Raw genomic sequence first — 15,551 nt, forward strand, 5'->3', positions numbered from 1 at the left:
GATGCAAATATAAACAACGATAATTACTAACAGCTTCTTTAATTCCCGCGTTGAATAAATTTTTGAATAATTTTTTTAGTTTTTTTGTTTAAATTTATCTGGCAGCGATCGCACTCTTAAAACTTCACACTGGGTATTGGTGATTGGGTACTGGGGAGAATGATGAATGCTGAAAATTTCATAATTCATAATTCATAATTCATAATTTTTTAATTCCTGATATTATGCTTCTCACACCAAAATTAGGTGAATTTTGCTAGTTTAGCTCCAGTTTTCTAGCCTTAGGACTAGTTTTTTACGCCTTTGTGGGGATAAAAACGTGCTAGTTGAATACCCAGAATATATTATACACCGTTACTGGATGCATCAAGCTCTAGAACTATCACAAATGGCGGGTGATGGGGGTGACGTTCCCGTAGGCGCTGTTATTATTGATTCATTTGGGAATTTGATTGCAGAAGGTGAAAATCGCAAAGAACGCGACCAAGATCCAACTGCTCATGCGGAGATTCTTGCGCTTAGGGCAGCTGCTAACAAGTTACAAACTTGGCGTCTCAACCAATGTACTCTCTACGTCACTCTTGAACCTTGTCCAATGTGCGCGGGTGCAATTGTCCAAGCCCGTATTGGACTTCTGGTCTATGGAGTGGATGATCCCAAAACTGGCGCAATTCGTACTGTTGCCAATATCCCCGATAGTGCGGCTTCTAATCATCGCCTGAGTGTTATTGGAGGCATTCTTGAATCCGCTTGCCGTCAGCAGTTACAAGCCTGGTTTGCTCATCGGCGACATCGCCCTCATTAACGGACAGAGGTGAAACTGTCCAATTAGTGCAACACAACTCTAGGAAGAAAATCTACGGTGTATCTAAATCCTTGTTTTCATTACATTACTTGTTTAGCCAACAGTCAGCAGCCACCGTCATGATCGAAGTTCAATCTTCCAACCAGACCTGCCACCCAACACTGCCCGAAATTCCAGCCAATCCGAAGTTGGTTTCTACTACCTCATGGATTTCTCCCTGGTTGACTCCTGTGGCGTATTTCTTAGGACGCCATCTTCTACCTTCATTTTTTGGGCAGATTAAGATCGTCGGACAAGAAAATATCCCCACAACTGGCCCTGTTCTCCTTGCGCCTACCCATCGGGCGCGTTGGGATTCATTGCTCTTACCTTATGCTACTGGTCGTGGCATCACCGGCCGAGACTTGCGATTTATGGTAACAATTACTGAATGCCAAGGTTTGCAAGGTTGGTTTGTTCGGCGCTTAGGAGGGTTTCCTGTAGATCCCCAACGCCCATCAATATCCACTCTCCGCCATACAGTTGAATTACTTCAGCGTGGAGAAATGTTAGTCATTTATCCTGAAGGTGGCATTTTTCGCGATCGCGAAGTTCACACTCTCAAGCCAGGAATTGCTCGTTTAGCTTTGACTGCTGAATCTAGCTATCCAGGACTGGGAGTGAAAATTCTGCCTATTGGTATTAATTACAGCGATCCTTATCCGCATTGGGGTAGTGATGTTAGCATTCACATCGGCTCTGCTATCAAGGTTGCAGATTATGCTCATGGTAATGTGAAACAAGATGCCAAATGCTTGACAGCTGATTTAGCAAAAGCACTTCAACATTTAAGCTGTTATGATGAATCGACAATTACGACTCACACATTTGCAGAAATGCCAAATTCGTAATTAGTTTGTTGTTTGTTGTTTGTTGTTTGTTCCCAACAACCACCAACCACCAACCAATAACTAAATTCCTAAAGTTAATTCCCAGCTATTTATTTTCCCTATATCTTGTGGTGCGTAGTCAATAACCCATAACTGCCAACGTCCTTTGGCTGGTAAAGATAATAACTGCGCCAGTACTGGATGCGATCGCACTGTGTAAGTTGCTTGTAATTCGCTGCGACGACCTAAGATGCGACTCTGCAATAAAACTAGGTGATTGTTAGGGGCAATTAAATAAATTTCTAAATCACCTAAAAATTCATGGGTAATGTTGACACTCACCTGAATATCTTTGACTAGGCTAGATTCAGATATGGCGATCGCGCTTTTTATGCCTTGTGGGTCATTATCTGGTATTGATGTTTTGCTATTGTTCCCTCCTCCTATTTGCCCATTTGTAGAAAGTGTGCTAGGACGCAGCTTTTGGGCTGCTTGTACTGCCCGCAGGGCATTCACTTTCCCGTAACCAAACCACTGAGAATGGCCATTCTCATCATAAGTACCATAACGCCTACCCAATTGGAGGTCGGGTTCAAGGTCAACAATCTTATCAGCAGTTTCTTCTAAGATGCGTTTGACTTGTTTTGCTGTTAAATCGGGATTCACCGACAAAACTAGTGCTGCTACGCCTGCAACTACAGGAGTAGCACTAGAAGTCCCACCAAAGTTACTGGTAAAATCGCCTGGTTCGTAGCCAGCAGCCCCTACTTGGTCGGTGGTAAACATGCCTCGTCCAGATAGGGCTGTGGCGATCGCTGGTTGGGTGTATACATAACCCTCCTGTTGGAACCACATTCCCGGTGGGGCATTGTTACTAGGCGCACAAACAGAAATGTTCGCTCCCCAATTGCTGTAGGCAGCTTTTTTATTCAAACTGGTGGAAGCAGCAACTGTGACTACATCTGGGTGAACCGCAAAACCACTTAGCCATTTAGTCTCACCTTTGACTAAAATTTTCTGCCATCCCTGCTCGTTCATGCTACCGCTAACCGGACGGTTAGCATTGCCTGCGGCAAACAGGATAATGCAACCTTTGCCATTACGTCCTTTAGTTGCAGCGCGAGTGATGGCGGCACGTTGGCGCAAGGAAAGAGGGAAGTAAATTGCCGATGCTCCCCAACTGCATGAAATTATACTTGCTCCCTTTTCGACTGCCCAGTTGAAAATCTCTTCTACTGATTCATCATCTAAAAATCCTGTGCTACGAATCGGCATTAAAGCACAACCAGGAGCAACCCCAGCAATTCCCGTACCATTTTCTTCTGCTACGGCTATTCCCGCACAAGCTGTACCGTGGCTGGCTTCTTTTTCGTTAGGTAAGGGCAAAAAATCATTTTCTTTTAAATCTCTGGGGGCAACAATTTTGCCGCTACCTTGAAAATCTGGATGATTCAAATCAAAAGAATCATCTACTACCGCTACCACAACAGAACGAACGCCGCGAGTGATATTCCAAGCCTGTTCGGCCGCAATATGAGAACCATTAGCTAATTGATTACCGCCGTTGTGGTTGAGATACCATTGCTGGGGATAAAGGGGGTCACGGGGTTGGTAATAGGGTTGTTGATGCACAACGATGTTTGGTTCGGCAACTACAACCTCTGGGAATGAAATCAACTGGTTAGCGATCTTAATTGGGTTTGCTTGTGCTTGTTCACTGACTAGGAAAACAAAAGTGTTGGGGAGGCTGGGAACTGGTTTAGATAGCACTAAGCCAAAGGTAGTGGCGATTGAATTAATTTTGGCAGCGTCTACCCAGGATGCAAATTGAATTGTAATCTGGTCGGTAAGATAAACTCTGGTGGCAGGACTATCTTTGATTTGGTAAACGTGACTGGCAAATGCCACATTGTCAGAGTCCCGCGCCTCAGTCATGGCTGACTCCAGCTGCGTAGGCGCAACAGTAAATAATGCTAGTTGCGCGTTGGGAATACTGCGACGCCAACTGCCCCAACTAACTTGGGATAATTGTTGGGGTGAAAGGTCATCAGCGGGACGGACGGTGAAGCGATCGCTCACTTTTTCCAAGATCAACTCTTCACCACCGCGTTGTAAAATTAGTCCTTGGCTGTTTGCTGGTATACCCGTGGCAGGAAAATCAGAGGAATTTAGGCGATCGTTCATAGCAGTGATTTAAGCTACTGTAAGGAAGCGATGGGAACATGATTTCACCGATTATCAGTCTAGATCGGAGAAACTAAGTATGTGGCTTTGTTTTGTCAAAGTCCTAAACAGAGTTAAGATACCCGAAGTTTCCATTCTTTTTTATTGAGTTGTTGCATAAATTTATCCCATGAAGTCAGTAGCCAATGTTCCCTTGATTCGCTTCACATTCTTATCAGTGATAGCAACCCTAAGCTTGCTATCACCAGTTCATGCTCAACAACCACCGATATTCAATAGTCCCAACCAAGCACAACCTATTGACCCCAACAACCCCAACAATCTGCGTCCAACAGCCCAAAGTGGCAATCTTTTGAGCATTGACGGCGGTAAGCGTTTAATGGCAGAGGCAGGTCAAGCTGTCAATTCCCAAAACTATGAGGTAGCTGCGAAAAAACTCCAAGAAGCAAGACAGGTTTTTAATCAGCTATCTAATTTTTATCAAGAACTGAATTCTAGCTTTTCTGGAATTGATAATAGAGTTGCCGATTCCCAGCGCAAAATGGCACTAGAAACTGCTCAAATGCGGGATGAAGCCACTTATCAGCTAGCACTTGTACATCGAGCCCAAAATAAACCAGAATTAGCAGTGCCGTTGCTAGTTCAAATTATTAAAAGTCAAAACCCAACGCGACCGCTAGGTCAGAAAGCTTACCAACAATTACAAGAACTGGGCTTTGTCAATGCCCCCAATCCCACAGGGGGAAATAGTAACTCTTCTTCATCCCAGAAATAATTAAAAAAACTATATCTATTATCAATTTCTTCAATAGACCGCCGCCAGCAGGTGAGCGGGCTTTTGAGTGTCTAATGATAGGATGGGACTATACACAATTATGGCGTTGCTGAATCATGGGATGATTTCGCCCAATTTGGGACGAATTTTCAATGGTTTCAACCGCCAATTCATCCCGCATTTATGCAACGCCACAATTACTTTCCACCTTGAACACTTATATTATCCGTTGAGGTCGGTAATGGGTAATTGGTAATGGGAAGAAAACCTACTAGCCGCATCGAGCAGTGAAACATAAACTGATTAAACGGATACGATATAAAAAGTGCATTTATACTCAATCTTGCTGAACCTGCAAGTTGACCAATGTAATTTATAATTGCGTAATTATTGATAATAATAGAAAAGAAGTTTTGTAGGAATTGCGATGATTAGTCCGCAACAGATTGAAGAGATGATCAAGGCGGAACTGCCAGACGCGCAAGTTCAGGTGCAAGACTTGACTGGTGGCGGCGACCACTATCAAGTGACAGTAGTTTCATCGCAGTTCGCAGGCAAAGGACTGGTGCAACAACACCAGTTAATCTACGGTGCTTTGCAGCAAGCGATGTCCAGCGAAGCTATCCATGCCTTGGCACTAAAAACCCATACACCCGAAGCTTTTGCTAATAATAGTCAATAGTCCTTTGTCCAAAATAAATGACTAATGACTAATGACTAATGACTAATGACTAACAAAGAGTAGGAAACACAAAAACTATGACACCAGAACTCAAAGAGCGAATTGATAATTTAGTCAACACAAACAAGATTTTGGTTTTTATGAAGGGAACCAAATTAATGCCCATGTGTGGCTTCTCCAATAATGTAGTGCAGATTTTGAATACATTGGGAGTTCCCTTCGAGACAGTTAATATTCTGGATGACTCAGAACTCCGTCAGGGAATTAAAGAGTATTCTAACTGGCCGACAATTCCCCAAGTGTATATCAATGGGCAATTCGTTGGCGGTTCAGACATCATGATTGAACTTTACCAAAAAGGCGAATTGCAGCAAATGGTAGAAGTTGCCCTAGCTTCTTAGCCCTTTGTCCTTTGTCATTTGTCCTTGGTTGTTCGTTGTTTGTTGTTTGTTCCAATCAACCACTGTACGGGCAGTTTAGCCATGATATTCGTAAGTATTGTGAGTCAAACCTGCCCCTACTAACAACCCATGACTAATGACCAATGACTAATGACTAATGACTAATGACTAATGACTAATGACTAATGACTAATGACAAAATAACCAAAAATCCCCTCTGCCGAAATGTCCAAACGTCACAGAGGGGATGTTTTTTAGTAATTTACAAATTTCACGCCGCTGCCGTGATTGACTCGGGTGGATAACGTGCTATAATTATCTGCGTCGATCAGGCGTGAGCATCAGTGACTATTTCATAGTCATCTATAATAGTCTGGCTCCGGCTCGGTTTGTGTCATTGTGAAATTCGATACATCGTACAAGTAGCGGGTAGCTTCCTCCTCTAAGCGATGAATCAAATATGGCTCAATGGCGTTACCATGTCGCAGCGCGGCTAGATAACCATCCAAATACATCCGCATATCATCAGTGCGATAACCGCGATTCCACAACTCGACGAAGGCGTCGGTTAGTCTTTGGTAATAGCGGATGGTTTGCGTGTCTTGGAGCATACTGCTGTAAAAATCTCTTTGGAATGAGAATTGTAAATTATCCAAGCTGAAATGTGAAGTACATTTCAGTTTGACACCAATTTAAAATCCCTATCTTCTGCTGTGGGGAATACCCGCTAGCAGCTACAGTCTGATTCGATCCTATTCCAGAAAAGCAGGAATTTGATGAGTCGGTAAGTTATTGTTATATTTAGGTCTGCAAACAGCACCTCTGCACTGTACTAATGTGCCTATCAGATTTTTTTTGGGGAATAGTATCTGCTTTCACTATGCGGACAAAGTATGCCCTTGGCAGTAAAAAATTGCCGTAGTGATTGTTTTTTGGTAAAAGACACCCTTGTGGAAGCAAAAGACTTAACTAGAAAAAGTTTCAGTAATTATAACAAAAATTTAAAAATAGTACTAATTCGGCTTTGGATAAGACTTTGGGTTAAATGACTTGTTAGGTTTTGCATGAGAAAATTAAAAATTAATGGCAATTGAAGTAACAAGGGTTACAAAACCTAGGATAGAGGCTTTGTTACTTTGAAAGTCATGCACGCTAAGGGGTCTTGCCACCGTGGGTTCGGTTTGTATTGAAATCGTAGAGGGAAATCCCCATCTGAGGTCGTTGCTTGGCTGGCACTTGCAACAACTGGACTATCGGGTGCATCAAGCTGCAAGTATTTACCAGGCAAGGGAAGTTTTTTTAAGCCACCAGCCAACACTAGTAATCTTAGATGCGGACTTGCCTGATGGAGATGGCATTGAATTTTGCCGATGGTTGCATCGCCAACAGCAGCCATTAATTTTAATGCTATCTGCTCGCAGTAATGAAGCTGATATTGTTGCTGGTTTGAAAGCGGGGGCGGATGACTACCTCTGTAAACCATTTGGGATGCAGGAGTTTTTAGCACGGGTAGAGGCGCTAATTCGGCGTAACCGTACACCCGTTGCCCCAGCTTATTTGGATTATGGAACCTTGCAAATTGATTTAGTGCAGCGCCGTGTCCGCTTTCAAGGAGAGTTTATTGACTTAACGCCCCAAGAATTCAGTTTGCTGTATGTTTTAGCACAAGCAGGAGGAGTACCTTTAACTAGAGCGGAATTACTACGTCGTGCTTGGCCCGATGCGATTGATAACCCTCGCACTATTGATACTCACGTTTTATCGCTGCGAAAGAAAGTAGAACTCGATCCGCGACAACCTAGCTTAATTCAAACAATTCGTAACGTGGGATATCGGTTTAATATGGAAATTTTGAATTCTAATTTGGCACAGTCACCAGCAAAATTAACGACAGAAAGATTCAACAATCAACGTTCAACGATTAGTACTCAAAGATAGATAGTTACTGGATAGTGGATAGTAGATAGTGGATAGTGGTAAAAAATCAACTAATAACTACTAACTACTAACTAATAACTACTAACTAATAACTACTAACTACTAACTACCAACTACTAACTACTAACTAATAACTAAATCCATTCTTCAGCAGTTTGTGCTTCTGCTTGCACCAAGCTTTCTTTTAATTTAAGCCAATCTACGTCAGAGGCTTTTTGATTTGCCAGCAGGCGTCCTTGTTGCAAGTGCAACAGTCGCGTGCAAAACATTTCAACTATGTCTAGCTGGTGATTTACCATTAGAATCGTAGTCTGATTACTTTGAGCCAACTGAGTAATGACTGCCATAACACGGGAAGCAGTACCAGCATCAAGGGCAGAGGTTGGTTCGTCTAATAATAAAATCGATGGTTGGATGACTAATGCACGTGCGATCGCCACTAATTGGCGCTGTCCAAGAGAAAGTTGCACTTCTGTTCTTCCCAACCAATCATCGGGTATGTGTAGCTGTTCTATCCAATTACTGATTCTTTGCTGAACAGTCTGTTTGGGCAAACCACGCAAAACCAGAGGGTATGCCAAAGCTTCTTTTACTGTCATTCCCAATAATTTCGACTCTTGGGGAACGAGTGTTACACAGGCGCGTAACTGCAAAACAGGGATTTGGCTGTACTCCTGATTTTCCAGATAAATTTTGCCGCTAGTGGGTTCACTCAAACGGTTGAGGAGGCGTAGTAAGTAAGTTTTTCCAGCACCCGACGGGCCGACAACGGCAAGGCGATCGCCCTCAAATACCTCAAAAGAAATACCCTGTAATATCGGGTACCCTTGCAGGTTTCCTTGCAAACTTGTATATAGACTAACTTTTTCTAGTCTGAGTTTTGGTTGCGGGGAAGTTTCCAAATTAACCTTTAGTAAATTCCGATTAAGCTTTTTAATTCACATCAGGCATAAATTACTAAATTTTAGGCAGGCAAGATGCCTACCCTACAGGCATATAATACTCCAGAGCTACGAAATTTTGCTTCTTCACATCACTTTTACGTGAAGCTTTAACTCCAATTAAGTAAGCCGACGCTAAGATTTCAAACTATGTTAATAAATTTAAATGTAGGGTGTGTTGTCGCGCAGCACAACGCACCGCCAACAATTCAAGGTGCGTTAGCCTACGGCATAACACACCCTACGTCAGATTTATATTTCTTAATATACATTGAATTTTTCTCACCGACTTACTTACCCTGCGTTAAGGCTGTGGCAATTGTCCAGCCATCCACCAACAACAGCAACAGCGTCAAACAAAGTAAAATTAAATACATCCAAGGTTGAGCTAAAGGATAGACATCGCTAGTATCAATGCCAGTCTTTTCTTGCACCAATTTTACCAACTCGGAAAAACCTGCAACACGCATCGGCAGTAAATAAGCTTTTCCATCGTGGGTCAGAAAATAGTAAACTAGTCCTCCTTGTCCAGTGGTACGAGGTTTTAAGTGTTTCACATCTGACCAAGGTAACGACCAACCTTTACGAAAAAAACGCGGTACCCAGTTGGGATAAGCTACCTGAATTCCTTGATCGTCTACAATTACACGTTCTGTTAACGCTGCATACAGGGCAACTAAACCAATACTAATTCCTAGCCAAAATAGTGTTGGTGGTATGGGTGCATTTGTTACTTCAACTAAAAAAGGTAAAGGTACTGTGAGTGCTACATATAGACTCAAAAGTGCGATCCGAATTAAAGGAGATAGGCGAAAAATAGAAATAGAAGGTGAGGTATTGACTGAGTTGGTGGTCACAGCTTTACCATAATTCTTAACTCTAACTATATTAAAGCTCTCGTCCAGTGACAGTAGAGATATTCTGGATTTTTAATTGGCGATCGCACTCTTATCATTCTATTAAAGATACACTCTTGCACCGTAAGCTCAAGAGCCGATCTTGCTAAAATCACTAAAACAACCGCCAACTATTACATTTAGTTGGTCTGTTGTTGACCAAGTTTGCTAGCTGAGGTAAAAATTGATGAATCCTCAACCTGAAGAAGACTTACAGCAACGCCTCCGAAAACTAGAGGCAGAAATTAATTCCTCTTCTGGGAAAACACCCCAATCACAACGAATAGAGCAACCCTCTCAGTCTGGTTTTCCAAGTACAAATCCGCAACTACAGCGATTTTTAGGTTGGTTCAACACCTTGTCTGGAACGGGAAAGCTGGTGTTTGTAAGTGTGGGAGTTTTATTAAGCTTTGCTGTGTTGCAAGCAGTGTTCAGACTAGTAGCTTCTGCGATTAGTTTGGCATTCTTGGCAGGACTAGTGTACTTTGGATACAAATTTATTTTATCTAGAGCTTCACAACGCAAGCGATAGCATATCTTAACACGTCGGCACAGGCGAATATATTAAAGTTCAAGGGAAATATGCGATGGCAACCCCAATTGTGAGGAGAAGTAGCGATCAACCTAGTTCCAGTCAGTCAAATGAACCGGGAAAACTCAACTCACTGCCTCTAGTAACTAGGCGTATTGCTGCTTGGGCAACAGAAATGACACTGGTAGTTGTCAGTGGGTTGATTCCTTACAGTCTTGGCACGTATCTGAATACTAGAAGTGATTTGAACCGAGTACCATTAAACCCCGTATTAATAGTAACAGAAAGAGAAATCGCCCGCCCCTTAGCTCTACCTGTTAGCTATGGCACTCGAAACGTCGCATGGCCGACAAATTTTTTATGGACAGTAGCCATACTAGCGCCTCTGACACTCTCTGGTTGGCAATTGCTTCTACTCGCCAAAACAGGTAGCACCTTTCCCAAACGCTGGTTTGGGGTTCGGGTTGTCAACTCTCAAGGCCAGCCGCCTGGTTTGGGAGCAGTTTTGATGCGAGAAGTAATTGGTCGTTGGACTTTGTCCTTGTCTGTGGCTTACACACTCTGGCGCTACAGCCCAGCCTTTCCTAACTTGGGTGTTTTGACAGTCTTGGCTGGTTTGATGATACTGGCAGAAGGGACGGGCTTTTCATCACCAAAAGGGCGACGGGCCTTGCATGACCGTTTGGCAGGTACTTACGCCATAGATGCGACTAAACCGTTTAAACCTTCACAACTGCGAGAAAAAAAGCCGGAACAATCGCAGTGGAACGAAGAAGGAGATGAAGATGCAGCGATCGCATCTGTTGTGATCACACCATCACAAACCACTCAACCACCTTCAAATCTGTGGAGGCGATTGCCGCTAAATCCAAGTATGGCGCTGCTTGGGTTAGCACTGTTGAGTATGGCTGGTGTATTAATAACTTTAGTCGGTACTCAAGTCTACATTCAAACTCAGCAAAATCGACGGGCATTAGAGCAGCGTAACAGCCAACAATTCCTCACACTCGTCCAACAATTAAGTCCCAACTCTGGCGCTAGCAATGAAGAACGCCGCAGTGCCATTTTGGCTATGGGTACTCTCAACGATCCACAGGCAACTCAATATCTTGTGGATCTGCTGGCTAAAGAAACTGACCCCAGCTTAGTAGGTACAATTGAGCAGGCTTTAGCAAATATCGGTCTCCCAGCCCTACCCGATTTAAAAAGTATGAATCAGTCTCTGGCTGGCGATTTGGAGTCTATAGGCACTAACCCATCTCCAGAGAGGGAATTGCGACAAAAGCGGTTGCAAAATAACCAACGGGTAATTAATAAGATTATTGAGGTCAATAGTGGTAAACTCAACAATTTTGATCTCAGCCGCGTCCAATTGTCTCAAAGCGTTTCCAAAGAACGTCCTTTATTCAACTTAGTATTAGAAAAAGTTGATTTATCGGGAGTCAATTTTAAAGGCGCGAATCTATCCTTTGCTAGTTTTAAGGGTAGCAGTTTCCGGGGAGTCGGTGAAGATGGACGCTGGGATACCTTCGACGATCAGATAGCAGATTTGAGCGGCGCTCAGATCAAACAAGCCAATCTCAACGATACTAATCTCAGTCGCGTTTTAATGGTTCGCACAGACTTGAGCCGCGCTACCCTCAAAGGGGCCAACTTAGCCAATGCACGTCTGGTTAATGCTAACCTCAGCAGCGCTCAGTTAATGGGAACCGATGTGCGCGGTGCCATCTTAGAAAATGCTAGCTTGACTGGGGCAGATTTAAGTGAAGCTATATTTAACGATGCTAACTTGTATGCTGCTCGCTTAGGACGCGTAATTGCGATCGCCACCCAATTGTCCTTTGCCAACTTAAGCAAAACTGACTGGCAAGGGGCAGACCTATCAGGAGCAAATTTAGCTCGTGCAGATCTAAGCAATGCTAACCTGAGTGCAACTCGCATGACAAATGCGAATTTGAACTCTGCCAATTTGGAGGGTGCGAACTTCCGTAATGCCGACCTCAGCCTTGCAGATTTACGGGGAGCAAATTTGACAGGCACTGATTTTCAAGGGACTATTTTCTTCCCCGCCAAACAAGATCCTGCCGATCAATTTGTCCAAACACCAACACTAGGTTCACAATCTGCTGTAGTCAAAGGAGCTGATTTTAGCCAAACGAAAAATTTAGATGCCAAACAATTGGCTTACATTTGTACTCAAGGTGGTATCCATCCCCGTTGTCCCTAAGATTGAGTGGGGAGATGGGGAGAGTGGGAGAGGGGGAGAGTGGAAGAATAACTACCATCAACTACTAACCACTAACTACTAACCACTAACTACTAACCAACAACCAACAACCAACAACCAACAAAATTATGGTGTGAGGAGAGTCAGGAATGAAGCGTCTAAAGTATTTAGTCTCAGTACTTTTGGCTAGTTCACTTTTGAGTTTGACCCAATTTACCCAACCAGCAGATGCTCAAGCAGCATATGGTAGCTATGTTGGTATTGGCCCAGCAATTGGTTTTGCTGATGGTGGTCAACTTGGAGGCGTTGTTGCCTTTCGTTACAAACTTCTAGAATCACCAATTTCTTTCCGTGGTCAAGCCTTCTTCGGTAATAATATAGCGCTTGTGCCAACGGTTTCCTACGACTTCCCCCTCAACTGGCAAACTGACACTTACTTGGGAGCTGGGTTTATTTTTGCTGGCGGGGATACACCTTCTCCTGTTGGCAACAAAATCGGCTTTGCCTTACAACCAGGCATTGATTATGTTGTACCTCACAGCAATGCCGTTCTTTTTGGCAACGCGATTATTGGCTTTGACGCCTTGCGTGATGGCGGCACTACTTTTTCTTTGCAAGGTGGTGTTGGTTTGAGATTTTAATAAGTAAGTTAAATATATTATCATCTCACTCCCATGTCTTGGAAGCATGGGATTTTTTAATAAAAGCCAGAGACTCTAATTCTTCCCTGTTAAGAGTTCACTATTCTCCGTTTCCTATTCCCCGATCCCCGATCCCCAATCCCTATTTTCAAGACATAAGGAAAATTGTATTCTTAATTTCCTATTCTCGATTGTGAGGAATTTTAACAGTAAATATTGTTCCAAACCCTACTTCACTTTCTACAGAAATTTCTCCTTGGTGGAGTTCCACGCATTTCTTGACAACTGCTAATCCCAGACCAGTACCAACTATATTTTCCACATTTTGGCATCGATAGAATGGCTCATAAATATTTTGCTGCTCTTGTTGTGGAATACCTATTCCTTCATCTTTAACTTGGAAAATAGTAGCCTCTTGTTCACAATTTACAATTAAGTATATGTTGCCTCCTTGAGGTGAATATTTAATCGCATTTAATAGCAAGTTGCTGAGGATTGAATATAACAGCTTTTCATCTATTTGTGTACGAAAAAACCGACCATTTTTGATAAATTTTATTGCAGGTAGTTTTATATGAAAAAGCTGTAAATCTTCTAGTAGATTCAAGCAAAAACTTTCTATATTAATAAATTGAGGATTGAAATCTAATTTCCCTGCTTCTGCTCTAGTTAAAGTCAATAAGTCTGTTATTAGTTGATTCATTAACTTAGCGGAAGATTGAATTCTATATAGATTTTTTAATTGAGTAGAATCAACCAATTCCTGAAGAATTTCTTTTAGTAGTTGAGATGAAAGTAAAATCACACTCAAAGGTGTACGAAATTCATGAGAAATCATTGAAAAGAGGCGAAGTTTAAGTTCGCTTAATTCTTTTTCCTGAGCAAGTGAACGTTCGAGTTCTTCATATTTTTCGCGTTTTACCCATTGACGATAAAGTATAAAACATAAACTAGAAACCACGACAAAACTTAAAATTGTGCCAAGTATCTCAATGATTGTTCTAGAATGAATACTGTACTGAGATTGTTGAAGGCAGATTCTGAGATAACGTTTTTCTTCTGCTTTTATCTCTGCTAGAACATTGAGAATTTTTTCTCTAAGATTAACACTTTTTTCGGTAATTAAGCCTTGAGCTTGAAATGCTAATTTATCTTTCTGATAAAGTTGTATTGATTGCTCAAACAAAGCCAATCTTTGATTTACTAGGGAGTTAAGCAGCGCCAATCGCTGTTGCTGATTAGAACTAGTATGTATTTGATGTTGGAGTGCGCTGATTTCAGACTGCATGTTTTTGACAGCATTCTGATGGCGTTCTAATTCTTGTCTACTTCCGAAAAAGATATATCCTCGTCGCCCCGACTCTGCAACTGTCATAGCAGCATAGAAATCCGTCAGTGTATTAAGAGTTTCATAGGTATGTTGCACCCTATTAGCACTTTCTCTGATTTCAATTGTGTTCTTATATGAAGCGAAACTGACTAGCCCCATCAGCAGCAGGGTTACGCAAAACCCTCCAGCTATCCATTTTCCTTGGAGAGACCACTTCATAAATTGCTGAGTCATCGATTTGGTAGGAGAAGAGGTTGTCTCATCGTTATCTATCCGTAGCCGTAGCACGCCAGTAAGAAGACAGGAAAGTAAAAGAACGATCCCTCTTTTATAACTTTCTTCGGGTAAAAATCTATAATCCTTGCTACATAAGCTTTTCGTCAAAAAGCTATGATTTTGAGATTTGGAACGGAAATAAACGCTTAAACCCGCTTTCCATATGAGGTTTAAAAATTACGTTCGATTTTTTTCCAGAGTGATGGAAGGGCGATGAGTAGGGTAAAAGTAAGATGTCATGATAAAGTCAAATAACCTTCGTTCTGCTCCTCTCTACCCGAACAAGAGTATCGCAACCTTTGTGTTATAGTGTCTTGGTGGTTACTTTATGCGTATTCTGGTAGTTGAAGATGATACCCAGTTAGCGGAGGTGCTGTCAGAGGCTTTAACTAGACGTCAGTATGTAGTAGATGTTGCTAGAGATGGAGAAGCCGCTTGGAATTCGGTTGAATTAATGAAGTACGATCTAATCATTTTGGACGTAACGCTGCCAAAGTTAGATGGTATCCGCTTTTGCCAACGTTTACGCACCATCCAAGCAAGCAATCCAGCACATCGTAACTCTGCTGTACCCGTGTTGATGCTAACAGCCCGCGACACGGTAGCAGATAAGATTACTGGACTAGATGCAGGAGCAGATGATTATGTGGTGAAGCCATTTGACCTAGAAGAGTTAATGGCTCGCATACGTGCTTTGCTCAGACGCGGAAGTTCTGCAACCACATTGAGTTTACACTGGGAGAGTTTGCTCCTCAATCCGAGTACGTACGAGGCTACTTACGATGGTGAACCTCTAACGTTGACCCCCAAAGAATATGCCATTTTGGAGTTACTGGTTGCCAATGGCAGACGGGTGTTAAGCCGTTCCAGTATTATTGAGCAAGTTTGGCCTATGGACGACCCACCGGTTGAGGAAACTGTTAGATCTCACATCAAATCCCTCAGGCAAAAACTTAAAGCCTTAGGTGCTCCTGAAGATTTTATAGAAACGGTTCATGGACTGGGCTATCGCCTCAAGTAAATAAATAAGTATTTTTATCATCTTACCTTACTC

At 42.5% G+C, this 15,551-nt stretch carries 15 protein-coding genes; 10 read left to right on the plus strand and 5 right to left on the minus strand.

Annotation, left to right across the window (positions count from 1 at the left end; translation table 11 throughout):
• Window positions 1–361 precede the first annotated feature (361 nt).
• Together tadA and FIS9605_RS0108515 are read left to right on the plus strand one after the other, a co-directional pair.
• Window positions 362–805 carry a tRNA adenosine(34) deaminase TadA gene (tadA, locus tag FIS9605_RS0108510; RefSeq protein WP_035139470.1) on the plus strand — a complete coding sequence of 148 codons (444 nt, stop codon included), beginning with the start codon at window positions 362–364 and terminating at the stop codon, window positions 803–805.
• 119 nt (window positions 806–924) lie between these two features.
• Window positions 925–1,695, plus strand: coding sequence for a lysophospholipid acyltransferase family protein (locus tag FIS9605_RS0108515; RefSeq protein ID WP_082209739.1), 771 nt, complete (start codon window positions 925–927; stop codon window positions 1,693–1,695).
• 60 nt (window positions 1,696–1,755) lie between these two features.
• Here FIS9605_RS0108515 and FIS9605_RS0108520 read toward each other — a convergent pair whose 3' ends face one another.
• On the minus strand, window positions 1,756–3,858 hold the full coding sequence (locus tag FIS9605_RS0108520) for a S8 family serine peptidase (protein WP_026732213.1): 2,103 nt from the start codon (window positions 3,856–3,858) through the stop codon (window positions 1,756–1,758).
• 169 nt (window positions 3,859–4,027) lie between these two features.
• Between FIS9605_RS0108520 and FIS9605_RS0108525 the strand changes: the two genes are divergently transcribed.
• The 3 genes from FIS9605_RS0108525 (at window position 4,028) to grxD (ending at window position 5,716) form a co-directional block, all read left to right on the plus strand.
• Window positions 4,028–4,633, plus strand: coding sequence for a hypothetical protein (locus tag FIS9605_RS0108525; RefSeq protein WP_026732214.1), 606 nt, complete (start codon window positions 4,028–4,030; stop codon window positions 4,631–4,633).
• Window positions 4,634–5,060: 427 nt separating this feature from the next.
• The gene (locus tag FIS9605_RS0108530) at window positions 5,061–5,315 is read left to right on the plus strand and encodes a BolA family protein (RefSeq protein WP_026732215.1); all 255 of its coding nucleotides are present in this window, start codon (window positions 5,061–5,063) and stop codon (window positions 5,313–5,315) included.
• A gap of 77 nt (window positions 5,316–5,392) precedes the next feature.
• A complete protein-coding gene (gene grxD / locus FIS9605_RS0108535; protein WP_026732216.1) occupies window positions 5,393–5,716 on the plus strand; it encodes a Grx4 family monothiol glutaredoxin in 324 nt (107 codons plus the stop codon).
• Between the two features lie 359 nt (window positions 5,717–6,075).
• On the opposite strand, the gene FIS9605_RS0108540 is transcribed toward grxD, so the two are convergent.
• The gene (locus FIS9605_RS0108540) at window positions 6,076–6,327 is read right to left on the minus strand and encodes a DUF6761 family protein (RefSeq protein WP_026732217.1); all 252 of its coding nucleotides are present in this window, start codon (window positions 6,325–6,327) and stop codon (window positions 6,076–6,078) included.
• Between the two features lie 559 nt (window positions 6,328–6,886).
• Here FIS9605_RS0108540 and FIS9605_RS0108545 point away from each other — a divergent pair.
• The gene (locus FIS9605_RS0108545) at window positions 6,887–7,654 is read left to right on the plus strand and encodes a response regulator transcription factor (protein WP_026732218.1); all 768 of its coding nucleotides are present in this window, start codon (window positions 6,887–6,889) and stop codon (window positions 7,652–7,654) included.
• A gap of 134 nt (window positions 7,655–7,788) precedes the next feature.
• On the opposite strand, the gene FIS9605_RS0108550 is transcribed toward FIS9605_RS0108545, so the two are convergent.
• Complete coding sequence (locus FIS9605_RS0108550; protein WP_026732219.1) at window positions 7,789–8,556, minus strand: ABC transporter ATP-binding protein; 768 nt, start codon at window positions 8,554–8,556, stop codon at window positions 7,789–7,791.
• 329 nt (window positions 8,557–8,885) lie between these two features.
• A complete protein-coding gene (locus FIS9605_RS0108555) occupies window positions 8,886–9,452 on the minus strand; it encodes a hypothetical protein (RefSeq protein ID WP_026732220.1) in 567 nt (188 codons plus the stop codon).
• Between the two features lie 226 nt (window positions 9,453–9,678).
• Between FIS9605_RS0108555 and FIS9605_RS0108560 the strand changes: the two genes are divergently transcribed.
• From FIS9605_RS0108560 to FIS9605_RS0108570, 3 genes are all read left to right on the plus strand, one after another.
• A complete protein-coding gene (locus FIS9605_RS0108560) occupies window positions 9,679–10,023 on the plus strand; it encodes a hypothetical protein (RefSeq protein ID WP_026732221.1) in 345 nt (114 codons plus the stop codon).
• A 55-nt stretch (window positions 10,024–10,078) separates the two neighbouring features.
• Window positions 10,079–12,250, plus strand: coding sequence for a pentapeptide repeat-containing protein (locus FIS9605_RS0108565; protein WP_026732222.1), 2,172 nt, complete (start codon window positions 10,079–10,081; stop codon window positions 12,248–12,250).
• Window positions 12,251–12,399: 149 nt separating this feature from the next.
• Complete coding sequence (locus FIS9605_RS0108570; protein WP_026732223.1) at window positions 12,400–12,891, plus strand: hypothetical protein; 492 nt, start codon at window positions 12,400–12,402, stop codon at window positions 12,889–12,891.
• Window positions 12,892–13,072: 181 nt separating this feature from the next.
• On the opposite strand, the gene FIS9605_RS0108575 is transcribed toward FIS9605_RS0108570, so the two are convergent.
• Window positions 13,073–14,455: a sensor histidine kinase gene (locus FIS9605_RS0108575; RefSeq protein WP_231510268.1), complete on the minus strand. Its 1,383-nt coding sequence runs from the start codon at window positions 14,453–14,455 to the stop codon at window positions 13,073–13,075.
• 370 nt (window positions 14,456–14,825) lie between these two features.
• Here FIS9605_RS0108575 and FIS9605_RS0108580 point away from each other — a divergent pair, with 370 nt between their 5' ends.
• Entirely contained in the window at window positions 14,826–15,518 is a 693-nt protein-coding gene (locus FIS9605_RS0108580; RefSeq protein WP_026732225.1) for a response regulator transcription factor, read from the plus strand.
• Window positions 15,519–15,551: the final 33 nt, after the last annotated feature.

Source organism: Fischerella sp. PCC 9605 (assembly GCF_000517105.1).
Lineage (GTDB): Bacteria > Cyanobacteriota > Cyanobacteriia > Cyanobacteriales > Nostocaceae > PCC9605.

Excerpts from the sequence above, each read along its gene's own strand:
- tadA (WP_035139470.1), top strand. The coding sequence starts at position 362 with ATGCATCAAGCTCTAGAACTATCACAAATGGCGGGTGATGGGGGTGAC.
- FIS9605_RS0108515 (WP_082209739.1), top strand. The coding sequence starts at position 925 with ATGATCGAAGTTCAATCTTCCAACCAGACCTGCCACCCAACACTGCCC.
- FIS9605_RS0108520 (WP_026732213.1), bottom strand. The coding sequence starts at position 3,858 with ATGAACGATCGCCTAAATTCCTCTGATTTTCCTGCCACGGGTATACCA.
- FIS9605_RS0108525 (WP_026732214.1), top strand. The coding sequence starts at position 4,028 with ATGAAGTCAGTAGCCAATGTTCCCTTGATTCGCTTCACATTCTTATCA.
- FIS9605_RS0108530 (WP_026732215.1), top strand. The coding sequence starts at position 5,061 with ATGATTAGTCCGCAACAGATTGAAGAGATGATCAAGGCGGAACTGCCA.
- grxD (WP_026732216.1), top strand. The coding sequence starts at position 5,393 with ATGACACCAGAACTCAAAGAGCGAATTGATAATTTAGTCAACACAAAC.
- FIS9605_RS0108540 (WP_026732217.1), bottom strand. The coding sequence starts at position 6,327 with ATGCTCCAAGACACGCAAACCATCCGCTATTACCAAAGACTAACCGAC.
- FIS9605_RS0108560 (WP_026732221.1), top strand. The coding sequence starts at position 9,679 with ATGAATCCTCAACCTGAAGAAGACTTACAGCAACGCCTCCGAAAACTA.
- FIS9605_RS0108565 (WP_026732222.1), top strand. The coding sequence starts at position 10,079 with ATGGCAACCCCAATTGTGAGGAGAAGTAGCGATCAACCTAGTTCCAGT.
- FIS9605_RS0108570 (WP_026732223.1), top strand. The coding sequence starts at position 12,400 with ATGAAGCGTCTAAAGTATTTAGTCTCAGTACTTTTGGCTAGTTCACTT.
- FIS9605_RS0108575 (WP_231510268.1), bottom strand. The coding sequence starts at position 14,455 with ATGACTCAGCAATTTATGAAGTGGTCTCTCCAAGGAAAATGGATAGCT.
- FIS9605_RS0108580 (WP_026732225.1), top strand. The coding sequence starts at position 14,826 with ATGCGTATTCTGGTAGTTGAAGATGATACCCAGTTAGCGGAGGTGCTG.